At 60.8% G+C, this 20,333-nt stretch carries 14 protein-coding genes and 2 CRISPR repeat arrays; of the genes, 1 reads left to right on the top strand and 13 read right to left on the bottom strand.

The features are described from left to right. Window positions 1-13 precede the first annotated feature (13 nt). From csm6 to rpoD, 13 genes are all read right to left on the bottom strand, one after another. Window positions 14-1,132, bottom strand: a complete 1,119-nt coding sequence (csm6, locus tag sS8_RS26860; RefSeq protein WP_119632442.1) for a CRISPR-associated ring nuclease Csm6 — start codon at window positions 1,130-1,132, stop codon at window positions 14-16. 74 nt (window positions 1,133-1,206) lie between these two features. Beyond that, complete coding sequence (cas6, locus tag sS8_RS26865) at window positions 1,207-2,169, bottom strand: CRISPR system precrRNA processing endoribonuclease RAMP protein Cas6 (RefSeq protein ID WP_119632443.1); 963 nt, start codon at window positions 2,167-2,169, stop codon at window positions 1,207-1,209. Window positions 2,170-2,485: 316 nt separating this feature from the next. Further along, on the bottom strand, window positions 2,486-3,283 hold the full coding sequence (locus sS8_RS26870; RefSeq protein WP_119632444.1) for an Imm49 family immunity protein: 798 nt from the start codon (window positions 3,281-3,283) through the stop codon (window positions 2,486-2,488). Continuing rightward, window positions 3,280-3,675, bottom strand: coding sequence for a hypothetical protein (locus sS8_RS26875; protein WP_119632445.1), 396 nt, complete (start codon window positions 3,673-3,675; stop codon window positions 3,280-3,282). Before sS8_RS26875 ends, sS8_RS26870 begins: the two co-directional genes overlap by 4 nt. Before the next feature lie 296 nt (window positions 3,676-3,971). Beyond that, window positions 3,972-4,772 carry an Imm49 family immunity protein gene (locus sS8_RS26880; protein WP_119632446.1) on the bottom strand — a complete coding sequence of 267 codons (801 nt, stop codon included), beginning with the start codon at window positions 4,770-4,772 and terminating at the stop codon, window positions 3,972-3,974. Beyond that, entirely contained in the window at window positions 4,769-6,052 is a 1,284-nt protein-coding gene (locus sS8_RS26885) for a hypothetical protein (RefSeq protein ID WP_119632447.1), read from the bottom strand. The genes sS8_RS26880 and sS8_RS26885 overlap by 4 nt, the downstream gene beginning before the upstream one ends. A gap of 344 nt (window positions 6,053-6,396) precedes the next feature. After that, window positions 6,397-7,551: a CRISPR direct-repeat array (repeat unit 36 nt; unit sequence GTCTTAATCCCTTCTTTATCAGGTCTCGATTCAAAC). Between the two features lie 23 nt (window positions 7,552-7,574). Beyond that, window positions 7,575-8,525: an IS1595 family transposase gene (locus sS8_RS26890; protein WP_119632448.1), complete on the bottom strand. Its 951-nt coding sequence runs from the start codon at window positions 8,523-8,525 to the stop codon at window positions 7,575-7,577. Between the two features lie 112 nt (window positions 8,526-8,637). Continuing rightward, window positions 8,638-8,959: direct repeats of the CRISPR family, unit length 36 nt; unit sequence GTCTTAATCCCTTCTTTATCAGGTCTCGATTCAAAC. Between the two features lie 483 nt (window positions 8,960-9,442). Continuing rightward, window positions 9,443-10,063 (bottom strand): PDDEXK family nuclease, encoded by a 621-nt coding sequence (locus tag sS8_RS26895; protein ID WP_170161285.1) that lies wholly within the window; start codon window positions 10,061-10,063, stop codon window positions 9,443-9,445. Between the two features lie 911 nt (window positions 10,064-10,974). Further along, on the bottom strand, window positions 10,975-13,800 hold the full coding sequence (acnA, locus tag sS8_RS26905) for an aconitate hydratase AcnA (protein ID WP_119632451.1): 2,826 nt from the start codon (window positions 13,798-13,800) through the stop codon (window positions 10,975-10,977). A gap of 413 nt (window positions 13,801-14,213) precedes the next feature. After that, the gene (locus tag sS8_RS26910) at window positions 14,214-15,644 is read right to left on the bottom strand and encodes an RtcB family protein (protein WP_119632452.1); all 1,431 of its coding nucleotides are present in this window, start codon (window positions 15,642-15,644) and stop codon (window positions 14,214-14,216) included. Window positions 15,645-15,663: 19 nt separating this feature from the next. Further along, window positions 15,664-16,119, bottom strand: coding sequence for an archease (locus sS8_RS26915; RefSeq protein WP_119632453.1), 456 nt, complete (start codon window positions 16,117-16,119; stop codon window positions 15,664-15,666). A gap of 328 nt (window positions 16,120-16,447) precedes the next feature. Continuing rightward, window positions 16,448-16,756 (bottom strand): GYD domain-containing protein, encoded by a 309-nt coding sequence (locus sS8_RS26920; protein WP_119632454.1) that lies wholly within the window; start codon window positions 16,754-16,756, stop codon window positions 16,448-16,450. Window positions 16,757-17,121: 365 nt separating this feature from the next. Continuing rightward, window positions 17,122-18,945 (bottom strand): RNA polymerase sigma factor RpoD, encoded by a 1,824-nt coding sequence (gene rpoD / locus sS8_RS26925; protein WP_119633046.1) that lies wholly within the window; start codon window positions 18,943-18,945, stop codon window positions 17,122-17,124. A gap of 798 nt (window positions 18,946-19,743) precedes the next feature. On the opposite strand from rpoD, the gene sS8_RS26930 reads away from it, so the two are divergent. Continuing rightward, window positions 19,744-20,166, top strand: coding sequence for a hypothetical protein (locus sS8_RS26930; RefSeq protein WP_119632455.1), 423 nt, complete (start codon window positions 19,744-19,746; stop codon window positions 20,164-20,166). Window positions 20,167-20,333: the final 167 nt, after the last annotated feature.

The following is a 20,333-nucleotide window of genomic DNA, read 5'->3' on the forward strand; positions in this document are numbered from 1 at the left end:
GGTCTCCTCTGAATCAATCACAAAATCCGATCTGATGGGCCGACAGGCTCAGGCCGTACGCCGTTCTGGGGCGTCGACCGAAACCTTTGATCTGATAAGCGGCGGCCCCCGCTCCCAAAGCATCCCGCAGCATCCGGTTCACCCGGCTCTTGCGCCGCTCGAAATAATTCTTGTCCATGCCGTAGCGGAGCCCATCCACCACGCGGTCGTCGTCGCCGAGTTCGCCGATGATGGCGCGGTATTCCCGGCGATAGTCTTCGGCGTAGGCCCGGTTCGGATAGTCCGGCAGCGAGGGCGACGGACACGGAATCGGTTCGAGGCTTTGTTGCGCTCGCCGGGCGAGCCAGGCGTAGAAGGCCAGTTCGGCGGGCGGAAAGGGAACGGCGATGCCGCCGGCGGTTACGGTACGCGCGGAGAGATCGATGTCGAGGCGCGCGGGGCCCAGGGCCGTTTGGGCGGCGCGCACGGTCGCCGAGAAACTGCTGCGGCCTTTGAGCAGCGCCTCGGGCAGGCCGTGGCGGAGGCGCACGAAGGGGATGTCGGCCAGGGTCACGGCGGCGTTCCGGGTGTCGAGCGGCTTCTGATCGGGCGGCGAGGCGTAGATCACGTGGGAATACGGCGTGGGGTAGAAAAAGCCGGGGTGCGACTCGAACGGCGCGTCGACCAGGACGTGGGAGAGACGGTCCTGCGGGCGTCCGTACAGCGAGAGGGCATAGCCGGCGAAGAACCCGAGGGTTTTCCGGCCGCCGGCGAGCGACACGTGCAACTGGGTGTCGTCGTCCTCGGTGAGGCGGCGCACCCATTCGGTAATGCCGTCCGCGGCCGCGGTGTTGTCCGCGCCGCTGCGGATATCGGTCAGGGAATGTCCGCCGCCGTCGGTCAGGGTGTGCAGGCTGTCCGCGCCGAACCGGATCGGCGGCAGCCGGTAGTCCTTGAGCAATCGGTGAAACCAGCCCGGCTCATCGCTGAACAGCATCAGGCGCGCCCGCTCCACGCCTTCCGCGGTGGAGAGGACGTGGATCTCGGTCGGCAGCGACTCGGGGTCGTCCTGCCACAGGGCAAACAGGGTTTCGGTCACGACTTGAGGCGTCAAGCCGGTGATGACGAGCAAGATTCTGCGGGAGTGGGTCATTCGGGTTTCGGTTGGGTGAACGGTCTAGCCGCCGTCCCTGGCGTTCCTGTTCTTCGGGCTACAGTGTTCCGCCGTCAGACGTCGGCCGGGGTGTCCGGCAAGCTTGCGGCGCGAATCCGGTAGCGGCCGAGCCCGAGGGTGGCGCCCTTGCCCACGTGGGTCCATTGGCCGAGCCAGAGATAGGGCCAGAAGGGCTCGACGTCCTCGCCGCGCAGTTCGAAGCGGCCGAGCAGTCCGCCCATTTGCATGGTGGTTTGTTGGCGCGAGGAATAGCGGGTCCAGTCGTGCCAGTGGAGCGCGGGCTCATGCACGGGCACGGTTCGCGAGCCGTGGGCGAGGGCGGCGAAGTCGGCCTCCAGCGGCGTATCGGCGTGGAAATAGCTCAGCATGGACAACCGCCGCAGCAAATGGCCGAACAGATCGCCGAAACCGAACTGCGCGGGTGTGACCAGGTGGTCCTCCCGTTTCAGTCGCAACGGGGTTTCGAGGCGGATTTCGAAACGCTCGGGGAGGGCGGGTATGGGCGGCGTCCGGGCGGGTGTCAGCCGCAGGGGCTGGCCGGGTTCGTAGACGGTCTGATGTTCCGTTGCCTCGGCCTGCTCCACCTTGATCAGTTCGAAGGCTTGCGACGCGCGGCCGAGGCCCGCTTTGCCGGCCTGATCCAAGGCGTGGATGAAATAAGGGAGATGGCGGTCGGCGCGTCCGAACAGGGTCAGCCCGAGGCGGTAGGGCGAGCCGTCGCTTCGCGGATCGATGCGCAGCGCGAAGGGGTGGGGCGCCGTGGTGTAGCGGCGCATTTTTTCGCTGTCGGGCGGCGGCGGGGTTTCGAACACGTAGGGGAAGACGCAGCTCCGGTACAAAAGACAGGACGGACATGACGTTCCCCGCACCACGCACACGGCGCGCTTGAGCGCATGGCCGAGGGCGCCGCGCCAGGCGGAACCGGCGTAGGCGGGAAGGCGGAGCGGCTCGGTGGTTTCGAAATGGCAGCGGAACACTGCCAGGGGCAACGATGGACGTGGGTGAGCGAAGGACATGAGGCTTCTTGTTTTTGTTGCGGGGCGTTCATTACATACCGAGAGCAAGTTTAGAAAAGAATCGGCAAGCTTGCGAAGTCTTGGAACGATGCCTGTCCTGAGCGGTGAATGATGCGGTTCCTTCGTCACCGCATCCTACGAGGTCTCGATTCGAACTGAAGACCACCGGCAGAGAATAGACGAAGGAACCCGTCTTATTCATCCGGCCCTTAAATACCCTATTGATTCCGTTCGGGCTGAGCTTGTCGAAGCCCCAAGCCGAGTGCCTTTCGACAAGCTCAGGGCGAACGTTATTTTGGGCCGGGTCAATAATGCTTTAGGGCTGGATCAGCAAGCCCCGGGGCAGGGTAGGGTGTTCCGCCGTGACCGCGAGTCCCCGGCGCAGGCCGAGATTGGCCAAGGCGACGGCGTGATCGCAGATGAATTCCTCGTCGGTGTTCCGGGCCTCGCCGCGGGCGTAACTCTGATAGATTTTCAGTTGCGCGGCCAGTCCCTCGTTGAAGCGGGCCGCGTCCCGCTCCAGGATGCCGGACAGAGCCGTGACGAGCGAGTGGTAGTTCCGGTCCGCCGCGCTTTTGGGCGGTTTGCGGGCGTAATCGTCGAACTGCGCCTGCAGCCGCTGGCGGGCGTCTTCGAGGCGGTCCCGCACGGTGAAGGCCAGGGCATTGACATAGCGGTTGACATCGAGGCCGAGGCTGAAGCCGTCGGGGCGATCACGATACCCGCGTCCCAGTTCGACGGCGAGATCGAAATCGGCGGCCATCAGGGCGAAATTCAGGCCGTCGATGGCGATGGTTTCGCTTACGGCGCTGAGGTCGGCTTTTTCCCCCTGATAATCGGGGTCCGTTTCGTCGTAGGCCATGCGGAAGCTTTTCAGGATGTGGCGGGCGGCATTGGCGAACTCGGCCCGGACCTCGGCGATCGGGTCGCCGTTCAGGAACTTGGCGCGGGCGAGGGAAGCGTGATCTCCCGCAACCGCCGTGTGAACGCATTGCAAGGACACACCATGTTTTTCATGAAACCCTTCCCTGTTCAACCGCCAGGTCCGTTCAATTTGGTAGCGGGCATTGTTCAGCCAATGATCGATCTGCTGCTGTTCCGGTGTGTTGCTCATTTGAACGCCTCTCCGATTACCTGTTTCAGTTCGTTGAAGTTTTCCAGCTCGAATTCGTCCAGGGTTTGGGTGATATTGCCTCTGTGGTCGCGTTCGAACACGCGCACCCGGCCGGTGTCGGTATTGGTGTGAACGGAGATGTGCTGTTTGTCGCCGCCCAATTCGTCAATCTCGCCCCACAGATCGATCTCCTCCGCCGTGTACGGTCCGCCCTGGCGGTCGGAAGGGAGGCCGACCTTCCGGGCCTTGTCGCGGGTCATCAACTGGGCTCGGACGAGGTTCTTGTCACGCGAGCCCTGCCGGTTCCCGTTGATATCCAGCGCCACCGACGTGCTGTCCCGGTTGTTGCCCTTGGCCTCCCACTCGGCCAGCCGGCCGTCCTTCTTCGTCATGTCGTCCGGGCCGTGGTAGCCCGTAGGGTGCGGTGAGGCGCGAACCGCACCGATGGCGCCGGCGAACGGTGCCTGTCCTGAGCGGTGAATGATGCGGTTCCTTCGTCACCGCATCCTACGAGGTCTCGATTCGAACTGAAGACCACCGGCAGAGAATAGACGAAGGAACCCGTCTTATTCATCCGGCCCTTAAATACCCTATTGATTCCGTTCGGGCCGAGCTTGTCGAAGCCCCAAGCCGAGTGCCTTTCGACAAGCTCAGGGCGAACGTTATTTTGGGCCGGGTCAATAATGCTTTAGGGCTGGATCAGCAAGCCCCGGGGCAGGGTAGGGTGTTCCGCCGTGACCGCGAGTCCCCGGCGCAGGCCGAGATTGGCCAAGGCGACGGCGTGATCGCAGATGAATTCCTCGTCGGTGTTCCGGGCCTCGCCGCGGGCGTAACTCTGATAGATTTTCAGTTGCGCGGCCAGTCCCTCGTTGAAGCGGGCTTCGTTCGTGTCCGCAATGCCGGATAGAGCCGTGCTCAAGGTGAAGTAGTTCTTGCGATAATCGTTGCGCTTGGATGGCTTGGCCGCATACGCATCGATCTGAGCCGACAACAGCCCGCGGGCCTGCGGCAGGTCGTCGAGTACGACGGATTTGAGGGCGTGGGCGTAGCGGTTGACTTCGATGTCCATTCGAACGCCATCCGGTCGGTCGCGAAACCACCCGGCCAGTTCGGCGGCCAGGTCGAAGTCGGCCGCCATCAGGGCGAAATTGAAGCCGTCGATGGCCATCAATTCACTCACTTCGGTCCAGTCGGCTTTTTCCCCCTGATAATCGGGGTCCGTTTCGTCGTAGGCCATGCGGAAGCTTTTCAGGATGTGGCGGGCGGCATTGGCGAACTCGGCCCGGACCTCGGCGATCGGGTCGCCGTTCAGGAACTTGGCGCGGGCGAGGGAAGCATAAAGCATGGCCGTGCCCGTGTGAACACTCTCGATTGAAATGTTTTCCGCTTCGTAGAAACCGCTTTTGAAGTCTTCCTCCGTCTGCGTCAGTCCGTCTCTTGCCACCTTTAGCCAATGATCGATCTGCTGCTGTTCCGGTGTGTTGCTCATTTGAACGCCTCTCCGATTACCTGTTTCAGTTCGTTGAAGTTTTCCAGCTCGAATTCGTCCAGGGTTTGGGCGATGTTGCCGTCCGCATCGCGTTCGAACACGCGCACCCGGCCGGTGTTGGTGTTGGTGTGGACGGAGATGTGCTGTTTGTTGCCGCCCAAGTCCCTAACTTCCCCCCACAAATCAATCTCCTCCGCCGTGTACGGTCCGCCCTGGCGGTCGGAAGGGAGGCCGACCTTCCGGGCCTTGTCGCGGGTCATCAACTGAGCTCGACGCAGGTTCTTTTCGCGCGAGCCCTGCCGGTTCCTTTTCGTGTCCAGCGCCACCGACGTGCTGTCCTGGTTGTTGCCCTTGGCCTCCCACTCGGCCAGCCGGCCGTCCTTCTTCGTCATGTCGTCCGGGCCGTGGTAGCGGTCCACGTAGCGCGGGTCGGAGCGGTGTCCCAGCCGGCGCTTGGCTTGCTCCAGCCCGGCCTTGCCCAGCGCCTCGGGCGCCGAGCGGGTGTTGTGGGTCAGGATCTGCTTGAGATCGGCCGCGAATTCGTCCGGGTGGCGCACCACCGAGCGGAACCGGGTGGCCAGGGCCATGGCGGCGGACAGCATCGCGCCCGCGCCGGCCGAGTCGCGGACCACGCGCGCCCCGTCGGCCTCGCCGTCGCCGACCGGGGGCAGCAGGTCCCGCCCGTCCGTCTCGTAGCGCTGCCGGACCGCGCCGGGACCAAGGGTTTCGCCGGTGGCCCGGTCCCTGAACGCCACGATGTTCCGCTCCGCCAGCCATTCGGCATTCATCGCCGCGTTGGCCTTGGCGAAGCGATTGCCCAGTTCCTTCGCCCCGCCCACCGCCTTGTCCCACCACGACCCCGGGGCCGAGCCCCGGCGCGCGGGCGTCTCGTTCAAGCGGCGGAGGATGTCTTCCAGGCGCCGGCGGAGGATCGGAAGCTCCGTCATAGAAAGGTTGCTCACCCAGCGGCCTCGATCCGCGGATTCGCCGTCCGCTTGCCAGCGGACCACCGGCGCAAAGGGCCGCTTACCGGATTCATGGACCAGGAAAACTTCCCCGTAGTCGATCTCGTCCAGCAACAGGTCGAGAGTTGCCGGATCCCAGTGCGGCGGGGGATCGAGATCGTCGAACAGGTCGGCCAGCACGTCGTCGAGGTCCCAGATGCCGTCCGGCTCGTCGTCATCGAGGAACGCCCATTCGACGTCCGAACGGGCAAAGAAGGGATGCTCGATGTTCGGCAGGTCCGACCATTCGAGGTCCTCGGGGCGTTTCAGTCTCATCGTGATTTTTCCCTCTCAGAATTGACACGCGCAGCGGATGATGCCTCAACGCCGGGCCGGTGAAAACCGCAACAAGGACCGCCGCGTCATTGAGGCATGTCATTTCTTTGGTTGGGTGAGGCGCGACGACCCGGCGCGTGATTCGGTGTGCTCGGCAGCGGCGAATGATGCGGGCCGCTTTGCTCACCACAGCCTACGGCCCGTAGGGTGCGGTGAGGCACGAACCGCACCGATGGCGTTCTCGAACGATGTCTGTCCCGCGCCCGTAGAAGGGCGGTTTCCTTCGTTCGTCGCAATCTACGGTTTTTCCCCTCGGTGTTTGACGAAATGCCAGGTTTTTTCCCGATTGGGTCCCTTCTTTATCAGGTCTCGATTCAAACCCAAAAACTCTCGGTGATCCGGGCCATCTTGCAGGCGTCTTAATCCCTTCTTTATCAGGTCTCGATTCAAACGTCCGGAAGCTTTGAAAAGAGTTCGGGAAAGGGTGTCTTAATCCCTTCTTTATCAGGTCTCGATTCAAACGAAAGATGGCCGAAAACTACAAACCGAAGCGAATGTCTTAATCCCTTCTTTATCAGGTCTCGATTCAAACGAAAACCGGTTCCTCAAGGCCGAGTTGGAAGAGTCTTAATCCCTTCTTTATCAGGTCTCGATTCAAACATTACCCTAGTAAACACCTTCCACAACACGTCGGTGTCTTAATCCCTTCTTTATCAGGTCTCGATTCAAACATATTGAAACGCGAACGGCGTTCGGCCCGGCAGGGTCTTAATCCCTTCTTTATCAGGTCTCGATTCAAACGCTGGTTTTTTGCGACACTTTGATAGAAGACGAAGTCTTAATCCCTTCTTTATCAGGTCTCGATTCAAACACGACACCATCGAAGAAGCCCGCGCCGCGATTACGTCTTAATCCCTTCTTTATCAGGTCTCGATTCAAACAAGACCAGTACGTTGATGTCGATCAGATCGAGATGTCTTAATCCCTTCTTTATCAGGTCTCGATTCAAACTTCGGGACGGTTTCCGAAGCGTTCCGTTACTTTTGGTCTTAATCCCTTCTTTATCAGGTCTCGATTCAAACGGCAGTCTATGATGAATAAATCTTTACCCAACGTCTTAATCCCTTCTTTATCAGGTCTCGATTCAAACCCAAAAACTCAGGGATTGAGTACAAAGTTTTTGGTCTTAATCCCTTCTTTATCAGGTCTCGATTCAAACATGCCATGATCAAGAATTTCCTCGGCTCTGGGCCGTCTTAATCCCTTCTTTATCAGGTCTCGATTCAAACGCCCGGTGTGCGGGGAGCGGTTTGAGGGATATGTCTTAATCCCTTCTTTATCAGGTCTCGATTCAAACTTCAAGGGTAAGGTTAAGACGATGGAGTATGCAGGTCTTAATCCCTTCTTTATCAGGTCTCGATTCAAACTTCGGGACGGTTTCCGAAGCGTTCCGTTACTTTTGGTCTTAATCCCTTCTTTATCAGGTCTCGATTCAAACTGAGCTGGTAAAAAATGTTCCTGATTAGCGATGAACTTCAGCTAAGCGAAGTTGCCACTCGGGGCGAGGTGGAGTGAATACGGCAGCGTGCGCTAGCCGGCGAAGCAGCGTTTTGAGATCGAAACGCCGATTGAAACGGTATTGGAACTCGGCCAGATACCGCTTGGCGTATTTCTCGAATTTGAACGCGTGATAGGTACCGGAAATCGCGGTCTTCAGGTTACTCAACAACGTGTTAACCCAACGAAACTCAGGATGTTGTGCCGACTGCCGCCCAGAGCCCAGAATCAGGCATTCGTGGCGAGCGACGACGTGCTGCAAGCTCCGAAACCCGCTCAAACCATCGGTGAGTGCATAAGTCGACGGAGCTAAGGCGCGTTGAGCCCACTCCGCAATCGCCTGCTGGGTGAACGGCAGGGGATCGATACGCACAAATAACGGACGTCCGTCATCCGTGGTTTGCACCGCCATCACGAAGGCGACTTTGTTTTCCGACCCTCGTCCCCGTTTCCCCGAGCGCTCACCGCCCAGGTAAGCATCATCGATCTCGACCCGCCCGCTCAATTGCCGATCCGCCTCTCGCTCCGCCATCACCTGGATCAACTTGTGCTTTATCAGCCAGGCGGTGCGATAACACACTCCGAGATGACGCATCAACTCCAAGGCTGAGACATTGTTCTTGGCCTGGGTTAGGAGATACATCGCCAGAAACCAGGTGGTGAGCGGCAGCTTGGTCGCTTCGAAGAGCGTCCCGGCGGTTAACGTCGTTTGCTTTCGGCAGTGTCCGCATTGCCAGTAGGTTCGCTCATTTCGTTTGAATACCGTATGCCGTGCCTCGCCACAGGCTGGGCAACGGAAACCGTCCGGCCACCGCAGAGCTTGTAAGGCCGCTTCGCACTGTGCTTCGGTGCCGTATTGGGTCAGAAACTCGGCCAACGACAATCCCTTTTGAAATTGCACTTGGTTCATTGACATGGGACACCTCTCTTGTGATCGATGTCCATAGTCTAAAGCCTATACTCGCTCACCACGTGAGCCTGTGCTGAACTTTCTCGCTAATCAGGAAAATGTTACTGCTGGTTCTTGTGTCTTAATCCCTTCTTTATCAGGTCTCGATTCAAACGGGTATGAAAGTTTCTATATCCCCGACGAGGTCTCGTCTTAATCCCTTCTTTATCAGGTCTCGATTCAAACCTTCAAATCTTTCCCGGTTACGTTCGTTCAAGTGCGTCTTAATCCCTTCTTTATCAGGTCTCGATTCAAACCGAGCCGACCGAGGGAACCAAGGTCTCACCCCGGCAGGTCTTAATCCCTTCTTTATCAGGTCTCGATTCAAACTGGCGCGTGAAGTGGTACTGCGGCCTGGCTCTGTTGTCTTAATCCCTTCTTTATCAGGTCTCGATTCAAACGGTTCGTGTCTAAAACACCTCCATATTCAATGGCTTACAAAGGGGGTTGTAGAAAAATCCGTTCACCGAAAAGTTAGCGTTGCGATCCGGGTTTACGGCGCGTTCAAAAAAACGGGCCGCCGCATTCTAAGTGTACACGGCTTTTGCCATGCTGCCACCGTTAAGGAAGCTCTGACTAAGTGTCCAATTGGGAGAAGCGACCTGTGCAACCGCTTGATCCAGCAGGCCCTCACCCAAGCCGATCACTCCGCACATTCCCTTTGCGGAGCCGCAAGCGGCGCTCACGCGTGCACCCGTTCGCCGGGAGCGAACGGGAACGTGCGAAGCACGGCCCGAAGGGCGAGCCTCAGGGATGAAGCGAGTCAATCGGCAGTCGTGCCGATTTGTCCCAGAGGGAGAGGGTTTATTCAGCGCTTCCCGCCGTCGCGGGGTCGGTGTCGCCCGGCCTAAAGTGAAATTCGCCGGGACGCAGACTTGCATCCGTCACTCCGGCCTGGAAATGCAGTGGATGCGGGCGCTGAGGGGATGGGGCTTTTGTAGCTTGTCGTCGTAGCGGGAGGCCAGGTAGAGCGTGCTGACTCCCGCTTCCTCGGCGGCCATGAACGCGCCCAGGCTCATGGGCGTCTTGCCGCCGGTGATGTCGATGGCGCAATGAAAGCTCCCTGCCGCCCGTATCCGGTTGAGCAGCGCTCGGGTGCATTCGCGGGTTTCCGCCGGGTCGTCGGGGTTGTCCACCCGGACGATGCCGTGGCTCCTGATACCCATCGCCTCGGCCTCTCGCAGGATGGTCTCGGCATGGTTTTGCGACTGTCCGCTGGCGATCAGTCCAATGTGTTCCGGCCTGAGCCGCCGCAGGACGAGGATCGGTAGTTCGGCCTTGCTGACGGTGAAGATCAGCCCGTCCCAGCGTTCGTCCGCCGCGAGATCGTCGCCGACATTGGGAAAACGGTTGCGTAAGAACCAGCGCCTGAGGATGTCGGGCTTGAGCATTGCGAAGAGGAGTCCGCCGAACCAGGTCACGCCCATGGCGACCCCGAAAAGAATGCCGATCTGGTCGATGATGCGCCAGACGGATTCGCTCCAGCCGAAGAGATTGGGGGTCATGCCGGGCCTCCGCCGCCATCCGTTCCTCCGTCTTCGACCCGGGAGCCGGCTACCCGGTACTCGGCGACTTGCGTATCGAGCCGTCTCATGTGTTCTTTCCCTGTTCATCTTTGAAACGGTATCGGGATACCGCCGTTGGCCGTGTTGGTAAGCGGGAGGCCGGTGTCATGGGCTTTCTTGTTCTTGTTGTGGGGCGTTCAGTAAATCTCGAACGCCGAGTTTAGAGAGGCTTGGCAAGCTTGCGGGATTCAAGGGGCGCCATTCGTCCTTTTCCGTCTTGGGGAACCCGGGTTTGCCGGATGAGCCGGTGCAGAGGGAAAACTTGCCGGTGAACGATCTTCAAGATGAGTTCTCGAGGACCGCAGAGCCGGCGGAGAACAAGGAGTCACTGCCGTAGCTCGGAGCAATAATCGCCCGGGTTGATAATCTGGAACTCCATTCCGGCAATACCGGGCAGTTGGCACTTAAAGATATCGAAAAAAATTCCGATCATTCGCAAGTTCTTGTGCGGAGCTTGAACGATGCCCGTCCCGAGCCGGGTCGAAGGGCGGTTCGCTTCGCTCACCGTATCCTATGCTTGTAGGGTGCGGTGAGGGACGAACCGCACCGATCGCATCCTCGAACGATGCGGTTCCCTCCGGTCACCACATCCTACGCTTGTAGGGTGCGGTGAGGGACGAACCGCACCGATCGGCCGCGCCTGATGCGGTTCGCTTCGCTCACCACATCCTACGCCGTAGGGTGCGGCGAGGCACGACAAACCGGCAGGATAGCCGGTTTGCACGGCGCCCGTAGGGTGCCGGACCAGGATGGTCCGGCATGAGCCGCACCGGTCGCGTTCTCGAACGATGCCTGTCCTGAACTCGGTCGAAGGGCGGTTCGCTTCGCTCACCACATCCAGCGGGCTCTGCTCAATACGCCGGCGGGTCGCTGGCCGGGAAGGAGTCCTTGGAGCCTTCGTCCACCATGCCTTCGCACGGCGGCGTTTGCGGTGCCGGCCGGGATGCGGTGGGCGTCGCGTCGAAGACGGACCCGGCGTTCTTGCCGGCCAGGAGTTGGCGAAGGACGTACTGGAGGATGCCGCCGTGCAGGTAATACAGCACCTCCTGCGGCGTGTCGATGCGGATCGTCGCGCCGAACGCTTTGGTTCGTCCGTTTTCGTCCGTGGCCTCTACGGTCACGTCGCGGCCGTTGGCGAAGCGGGTGGCTATGGCCTCTCCGAGTCCGAGCACGGCGAAGGTCTCGCGGCCGCTCAGGCCTAGCGATTCGACGTTCTCGCCGTCCCGGAACTGGAGCGGAAGGATGCCCATGCCGACCAGGTTGGATCGGTGGATGCGCTCGTAGCTCTCGGCAAGGACGAACCGAATCCCCTGTAGATGGGGGCCCTTGGCCGCCCAGTCGCGGGAGGAGCCCGAGCCGTATTCCTTTCCGGCCAGGACGCAGAGCGGCGTGCCGTCCTGCTGGTAGCGCACCGCCGCGTCGTAGATGGTCATGGCGGTGTTTTCCGGGAAATAGGTGGCGTAGCCGCCTTCGGTTCCGGGCGCGAGACGGTTCTTGATGCGCACGTTGGCGAAGGTGCCGCGCACCATGACTTCGTGATTGCCGCGCCGCGAGCCGTAGGAGTTGAAGTCTTGCGGTTCGACGCCGTGCCCGATCAGGTATTTTCCGGCCGGCGAGTCCTTCTGGATGCTCCCGGCCGGCGAGATATGATCGGTCGTGATCGAGTCGCCGAGCAAGGCTATCGCCCTCGCGCCGCGGATGTCTTCCACGTCTTTCGGCGCTTCCTCCCGCATTCCCGGGAAATAGGGCGGCCGGCGGACGTAGGTGGAATCCTCATCCCAGGCGAAGCGGTCCGCCGAAGGAATGGGCATGGCTTTCCAGCGCCGGTCGCCATCATAAACTTGCCCGTAGCTCGCGCGGTACATGTCGGACCGGATGGCCGTGCGGATGGTGCTTTCGATCTCTTCCTCGGTGGGCCAGATGTCCTTGAGAAACACGGGATTGCCGTCCTTGCCCGTGCCGATGGGCTCCTGGTCCGGGTTCCAGTCGATCCGGCCGGCGATGGCGAAGGCCACGACCAGAGGGGGCGACATCAGGAAATTGGCGCGCACTTCGGGGTTGATCCGTCCCTCGAAGTTGCGGTTTCCGGAAAGCACCGAGCAAGCCACCAGTCCGCGCTCGCGGATCTGTGCGGAAATCTCGGGCGGCAGCGGCCCGGAGTTGCCGATGCAGGTGGTGCAGCCGTAGGCGACGGTTTGAAAGCCCAGCCGGTCCAGGTACGGCGTCAGCCCGGCCCGGCGGAAGTAGTCCGTCACCACTTTGGAGCCCGGCGCCAGCGAGGTTTTCACCCAGGGTTTCCGGGCGAGTCCGTAGTCGCAGGCCTTCTTGGCAAGAAGGCCCGCCGCGATCATGACCGAAGGATTGGACGTGTTGGTGCAACTGGTGATGGCGGCGATGACCACCGAGCCGTGATCGATGCGGGGCTCATGCTTCGTCGGTTGCGACGCCGCGGATTGGGCTCCGGCCGGAAGCAGGGACGGGAGGGTTTCGCGGAAGGCCCGCTTCAGGTCGGAGAGGCCGATGCGGTCCTGCGGACGCTTGGGGCCCGCGACGCTGGGCCGCACCGCGCCGAGATCCAGCGACAGGGTGTCGGTGAAGACCGGCTCGGGTGCGTTCGGGTCGTGGAAGAGCCCCTGTTCTTTCAGGTAAGCCTCGACCCGCGCGATCCGCTCCTCGGAGCGGCCGGTGAAGCGGAGATAGCGAAGGGTTTGGTCGTCGGGCGGGAAAATGGCGCAGGTCGCGCCGTATTCCGGTGACATGTTGCCGATGGTGGCGCGGTCTTCCAGTTTCAAGGAGGCGACGCCGGGACCGTAGAATTCGACGAATTTGCCGACCACGCCTTTCTTGCGGAGCATTTCGGCGATGGTCAGCACCAGGTCGGTGGCGGTCACGCCCGGCGCCAGGGTGCCTTCGAGGCGAAAGCCGATGACCTCCGGAACGAGCATGGAAACCGGCTGCCCCAGCATGACCGCTTCGGCTTCGATGCCGCCCACGCCCCAGGCGAGCACGCCGAGGCCGTTGACCATGGGGGTGTGAGAGTCGGTGCCGACGCAGGTGTCGGGATAGGCGATCGGAAGTCCGGCATCGCGCGGTAGGTTGGGGTTCTCGTCGGTGGAGAAGACGACGCGCGCCAGATATTCCAGATTCACTTGGTGGCAGATGCCGGTGTTGGGCGGCACCACCTTGAAATTGTCGAAGGCCTGCTGGCCCCAGCGCAGGAAGGCGTAGCGCTCGGCATTGCGGTGGTAATCGTGCTCCACGTTGTTTTCGAACGCCTCGGATGTGCCGAAGGCGTCGACCTGGACCGAGTGGTCGATGACCAGTTCGACCGGGATGAGGGGGTTGATCATGGCCGGGTCGCCGCCGAGCTCGGCCATGGCGTCGCGCATGGCGGCCAGGTCGACGAGGGCCGGCACGCCGGTGAAATCCTGGAGCAGGGCGCGCGCGGGCGAGAAGGCGATTTCGCGATTGGGCGGATTTTTCGGATCCCAGCCGGCGAGGGCTTCGACGTCCTCGCGGGTGACGGTGACGCCGTCCTCGTTGCGCAGCAGATTTTCCAGCAGAACGCGCAGGCTGTAGGGCAGGCGGCCGACGTCGCCGACGGCGTCCAGCCGGTAGATCGTATACTCGCGGTCGCCGACGCGGAGCGTCGAGCGGGCGTTGAAGCTGTTTTTCATTCGAGTCTCCCGTTTTTCAAGTCGTCTTGGAGCATTTTCGTACCTACGGTACGAGTGCTCGCGAGTAGGTCGGGGATACTTTGCCGACGAAGCCGTTGGCTCGGCGGCGGCGTCGGCAAAGGATTGCCGACCTACAAGTGCTACAAGCGTAGGATGCGGTGAACGAAGGGGACCGCATCAGACGCAGCCGATCGGTGCGGTTCGTCCCTCACCGCACCCTACAAGCGTAGGCTGTGGTGAGCGAAGCGAACCGCATCAGGCGCGGCCGATCGGTGCGGTTCGTCCCTCACCGCACCCTACAAGCGTAGGCTGTGGTGAGCGAAGCGAACCGCATCAGGCGCGGCCGATCGGTGCGGTTCGTTCCTCACCGCACCCTACAAGCGTAGGATGCGGTGAGCGAAGCGGACTGCGGCTCATCCCTTGATGCAGGCCATGGGCGTGACCTGGGCGACCAGGCGCGCGAGGCCGGCTCGATCGGCGGCTATCACGACGTCGTGGACGTCTTTGTAGGCGCCCGGCGCTTCTTCGGCGACTCCGCGCCAGGACGGGCTGCGTACGATGATGCCGCGTGCGGCGAGTTCGTCGACCACTTCCCGTCCGCCCCAGGTCCGCACGGCCTGGTGGCGGCTCATGGCGCGCCCGGCCCCGTGGCAGGCGGAGGCGAAGGATAGGGTTTCGCCGCTCGCGGTGCCGGCCAGGATGTAGGACGCCGTTCCCATGGAACCGCCGATCAGGACCGGCTGTCCGCTCTCGCGAAATGCTTTCGGCAGATCGGGATGGCCCGGCCCGAAAGCGCGCGTTGCGCCCTTGCGATGCACGTAGACCTGCCTTTTTCGGCCGTGTACCAGATGTTCTTCCACTTTACAGGTGTTGTGCGAAACATCGTAAAGCAGATCGAGCCGGGCATCCGGCAGGATTTCCGCGAACACCCTGCGGGTCAGGTGGGTGATGATCTGCCGGTTCGCCAGCGCGCAGTTGATCGCGGCGCACATCGCGCCGAGGTAGTCCCGGCCTACCGGCGAGTCGATCGGGGCGCAAGCCAGTTCCCGGTCGGGCAGGACGATGCCGTGTTGCACCGCGGCTGCCTGCATGCGCTTGAGATAATCGGTTCCGATCTGATGGCCCAGGCCCCGCGAGCCGCAATGGATGGTGACCATCACGTCTCCGCTCGCCAGGCCGAACGACGCGGCGATGGCCGCATCGTAGATTTCGCCGACTTCCTGGATTTCGAGGTAATGGTTGCCGGAGCCCAGGGTTCCCATTTCCGGCCGCTGTCGTTCCTTGGCGTGTACCGATACCGCTTCCGGTTCAGCGCCCGCCATCCGGCCGCGCTCTTCGATTCGCTCGAGATCTTCGGAACGCCCGTAACCTTGGCGAACCGCCCACTCGGCGCCGCCGCGCAGCATCTCTTCCATTTGCGCGTGGTCTAGCCGGATATGGCCGCGGCTGCCGACGCCGACCGGTACGGTGGCGTACAGCGCATCGGCGAGGGTTTTCTTGAGCGGGTCGATCTGTTCCCGTTTGAGTCCGGTGTGCAGGGTTCTCACCCCGCAAGAGATGTCGAAGCCGACGCCGCCGGCCGAAACGACCCCGCCCTGTTCGGGGGCGAACGCGGCCACGCCGCCGATCGGGAAGCCGTAGCCCCAGTGCGCGTCGGGCATGGCGTAGCATGCGCCGACGATGCCCGGGAGCATGGTGACGTTAACCGCCTGCTCTCTGACTTTTTCATCCATCTCGCCGAGCAGAATTTCGTCGGCATAGATGATGACCGGTACCCGCATGCCGTCCACCGGTTCGATGCGCCAGGCAAATTCGGATAGCCGCGTCAGGCGATTGATATCCATCGTCGATCCTCTCTTCGATTCAAACATCCACGATACATTGCGCTATCCAAAGGCCGTTTTCATTCCGATGGACCTTCAGTTCGGTATAGGTTGCGCCTTTGACTTCCACCGCCGGGCGGTGGCGTTCCCGTTGGACGGGGTCGCCCCAGGCGGTGGCGTGCAGGGCGGTACCGTCGATGCGCACGTCGAACCGGCCGAACACCATCTGCCTGACAGCCATTTCGTAAACGAGCGCATTCAGCCAGTCGACCAATAAGGATTCGATGTCGGGCGCCTCACAACGGATTTCGACCGGCGTTGCCGTGTCGATTTGCGCGGGATCGCAGATCACGGCATTCAGCGCCTGGGCGGCGTGGGCAAAGGCTTCTTCGAGGGTCGTCCCGTAGCCGCGCACACCCATGTCGGCCATATGGGGAAAATGTTCCCAGCGAGGCGTATGCGTATCGGGTATCGGGTGGCCGGGTTCGCTGCTCATGACGGCCTCTTTGTCGGGATTCGGGCTCGGTGATCGTATTTCATAAAGCGGCGTAGGGATGGACGTTCCAAGGTGTTCGTCAGCCATGGAAACGCGGGGTCTGTTTATCCCGGGATCGGCTTGGACGGTGCCCCACCTATACTCGGACCAGCGGGTGAGGCGGAATTATCCGGGAGTTTCCGGTTGTGCGTGGCGCCTAAAAGCCGGGAGATCCCCTGCGCCACGACAACTCGGAAACGCTTCGCTAGCGCGCGCACCGACGGCGTTGCGGCTCCGATCACGAGAGCGCTCCTTCGCCGTTCGGAGGACCGCGTGCACGGGTTGTCGGTCAGCCGTGTCCCATCTGTTTCGGCCCCTTGAGCTTCTTGATGAAGTCATCGATGTGCATGGCCGGCAGGGTTATGGGAATGACCGAGCCCCGCGATCCCAAATCGACCGCCAGGTGGGCGGCGGTTTCATTGTCGGGTGCTTCTATGATGGTCAGGAAATCGTGTGCGCCCAGGAGGGCGTATTGGGTCAGGACTTTGCAACCGAACTGCTCGATCTCCTTGTTCACTTCCACGATGCGGTCGGGATTCTTGTGCAGGGTTTGGCGGCCTTCCGAGGTTAGGGTTGTCAACAACACATAAGTGGCCATCGTATACCTCCTTTTCCGGAGATTGGAAAATCCGGAGCATTTCGCTCCGGGGCTCATCCGGTTTGATCGTTTTTGCCGTGCCTAGATTCCAGCCTATGTCCTTCATATTCCATTCGGTGCTTCGCACGCTCCCGTTCGCTCCCGGCGAACGGGTGCACGCGTGAGCGCCGCTTGCGGCTCCGCACAGGGGAGGTGCGGAGTGATTGGGCTAGGGTGAGGGCGATTCGAACAGGGCTTTACTTTCTTTACGCACAGTAAGTCGCCCATTCGGAGAAGCGATCAGGACAACTGATTGATCCAAAAGACCCTCACCCAAGCCTTTCCCAGAGGGAGAGGGCTTTTTGAAAGATTCCTTGAACGGCTGCTCAGCCCAGATCGAGGAAACTCCGCAGCGGTTCCGATCCCGAGGATTGGCGAAGCTTGCGCAGCGCTTTTACCTCGATCTGCCGGATGCGCTCGCGGGTGATGTCGAACTGTCTGCCGACTTCCTCCAGGGTATGGTCGGTGCTCATGTCGATGCCGAAACGCATGCGCAGGACAGCCGCTTCCCGTTCGGGCAGACCGGCCAGGGCTTTCCGGGTGGTTTCGCGCAGACCCGAAGTCGTCGCTGACTCGACAGGCGAGGCGGCATACGGATCTTCGATGAGATCGCCGAGATGGGTGTCCCCTTCGTCCCCGACGGGGGTTGCCATCGAAACGGGTTCCCGGGTGACTTTGAGTATCGCGCGCACCTTGTCCTCGGGCAGTCCCATACGCTCTCCCAGCTCTTCCGCCGTGGGGTCGCGTCCCAACTCTTGGGTCAGCTGACGCGAAATCCGGTTCAGCTTATTGATCGTTTCTATCATGTGTACCGGGATGCGAATGGTCCGCGCCTGGTCGGCGATGGCTCGGGTGATCGCCTGGCGAATCCACCACGTGGCGTAGGTGGAAAACTTATATCCACGGTGGTATTCGAACTTGTCCACAGCCCTCATCAGGCCGATATTGCCTTCCTGGATCAGATCGGGAAATTGAAGTCCCCGATTGGTGTACTTTCTGGCAATGGAGATCACCAGCCGCAGATTCGCTTCGACCATTTCCTTTTTCGCCTGCTGCGCGTGATTTTCGGCAATAGAGACGCGTCTGTTCATTTCCTTGATTTCGCCGATCGATAGGCCATGGACCTGCTCGATTCGAGCCAATTTGTTTTGAGCCTGTTCGATTCTTCCGGCGTGTGCCGCCAGGGTTTCCGCGAAGGGTGCTTGCTTTTCCAACTGTTGCTGCAGCCAGAGCGGAGAAGTTTCGTGTCCGACGAAAGAAGCGATGAACTCCGCACGCGGCATTTTGCTTTGTTGCACGCAGAGGTTCTGGATCAGCCTTTCCTGCTCGCGAATTTCGGCGGCAGCGGCATGTAATACGCCGGTCAGTTCTTTGAAAAACTGAGGCGTCTTTTTGAATTCCAGGAAACTCTCGGCCAGGGCGTCGAAAGCCTCTCGAGTGAATTCGTGCTTCGGGCCGTATTCTCGCAGGGTACTGAGCACGGTCTCGTGGCGCTTGGCGAATTCCGCCAATTTTTCCTCTAGTTGCCCGGTATCCGGACCGCTTTCGGTTTCCTCGGCCAATTCGGCTTCGGAATCCTCCTCGAGCTCAACCGTTTCGGGCTGCGGCATCGGGCTGACAAAACCCGAGATCAGATCGGACAGGCGTACGCCGCCCCGCTCAATGGACTCGAAGGCCTTGAAAAAGCGTTCCATTGCGGGCAGGCAGCGCACCAATTCGTGTGCCGCCTGATCAAGGCCTTCTTCGATCCGTCTGGCGATGCTCAATTCCTGTTCTCGCGTGAGCAGGTCCACGGCGCCCATCTCGCGCATGTAGATGCGCACCGGATCGGACGTCCGCTTTTGTTCGAGATCGATGGGCGAAGCCAATACCGCCGCGACGGCGGCCGTTTCTTCTTCGTCTTCCTCGGTAATGGCGGCCGGCGCGGAAATCAGTTCGGCGTCGGGTGCTTCTTCGTACACGTCGATTCCGATATCCTCGATCATGCCGATGATATCTTCGAACTGCTCCGGTTCGAGCATCTCATCGGGCATATGGTCGCTGATATCCGAATAGGTCAGGTAGCCTTGGATTTTCCCCTTGGCAATGAGCTCTTCGAGCTGAAGTTGCTGGTGTTCGTGATTCATCAACTGGTTTGTCGTAATAGGCATTTGGTTAACGTTGGTTTTGGTTTTTTTATGGAAATCATCGAGAAAACCGGTGAACATCGATCGCTGTCTGTAAATCCGGTGTCGCTATGCTGGATTCGGGTTCCGCGTCTGAAGACCTTTTCGGAATATCTCGACGGGTGAGCGTTTCGGCTTGACTCGGTTAGCTGGTAATTAAGACGAGAATAATCGCCGTATTTTTGCTTTCTCGAAGAGATCGGGAGGTCTTTACACGACCGGCGTAACAAGATGTTAGAGAGGATCGCTTTTTAGAAGTTCTATCGGTTTTTCAATGCAGTAGACTGCCCCGTGGGCTTGAAGTTCCGTATCCGGCCGGCGCGTTCGAAGCGTTGATTCCGGTGCGGCGCGGCAACGGAGAATTCCGGACGAGGTCTAATTTTGGGTCTCTCGCCAAATCGCACGGCTGAGTTTTCGCCGGCTGGGCTGACCGTCCTAAAAACGGCAGTCGAACGATGAATACGAGCGGAAAAGCCCATGAATTCCAACCGTCTTCTTTTCTCCCGATTCCACGGATTAGGTACAGCCGCTGCATGCCAGGTTATACGGCGGGCGGGACGCCTAACGGCGTTGGTCTTCTCGTGGGCGGCACGGCGTCGTCGCTCGCCTTCGACGAGGCCGGGACCGGCCCTTCGACACGCGCGGGACAGACTAGCCGTCCGATCCGGCCGCCGCATGGTCGGCCGCGCCCAGCTGCCGTTTCCAGGACCATGGAAGAGGATGCCCTGGAGGGCTATATGCCGCCGATCACTGGCTTTCTTCTCCTTGCCGGTGTCCGCAGGCGTGGCCGAACGGCCGACCGATCGTGCCGGCTTTGTCCGGTTTCTGTCGGTGCTGGTCGTGAGCGTGTCCGCCGGCTGCACGACCGATCCGGCACGTCTGAACGGCCTCGGCGATCTGGAGCTTTGTCGCGGCTACGCTGTTTACGCGACCTGGATCATGTCCGACGCCCGGGCGGACCAGTATAAGCGCGAAATCCAGCGGCGCAACTTGCTGACACCGGCCGAATGGGAACTCGTGGGGCAGAAGCGGATTCGAAAGGGCATGAGCCGGTGCGCTCTTTACGCGTCGTGGGGCGTTCCCATGAGAGAAGATATCGTATCGGCGGACGAGGAAGAGGTCCGGCACGTCTACCAGGCGGGCTGGATGATGTCGCCCGGCTCGGTCTACACGAAAAACGGGAAGATCGAAGCTTGGGGTTACTAAAGGAAGCTCTGATTAAGTCTCCAATGCGGAGAAGCGACCTGTGCAACCGATTGATCTAGCACGCCCTTACCCAAGCCTGTTCCGGAGGGAGAGGGCTTGTTCAGTGCTTCCTAAAGTCCGTCTGCATCGTTGAACTTTGCGCCTGCGTTCGAATTCCCGCCGGCATC

This window comes from Methylocaldum marinum (assembly GCF_003584645.1).
GTDB lineage: Bacteria > Pseudomonadota > Gammaproteobacteria > Methylococcales > Methylococcaceae > Methylocaldum > Methylocaldum marinum.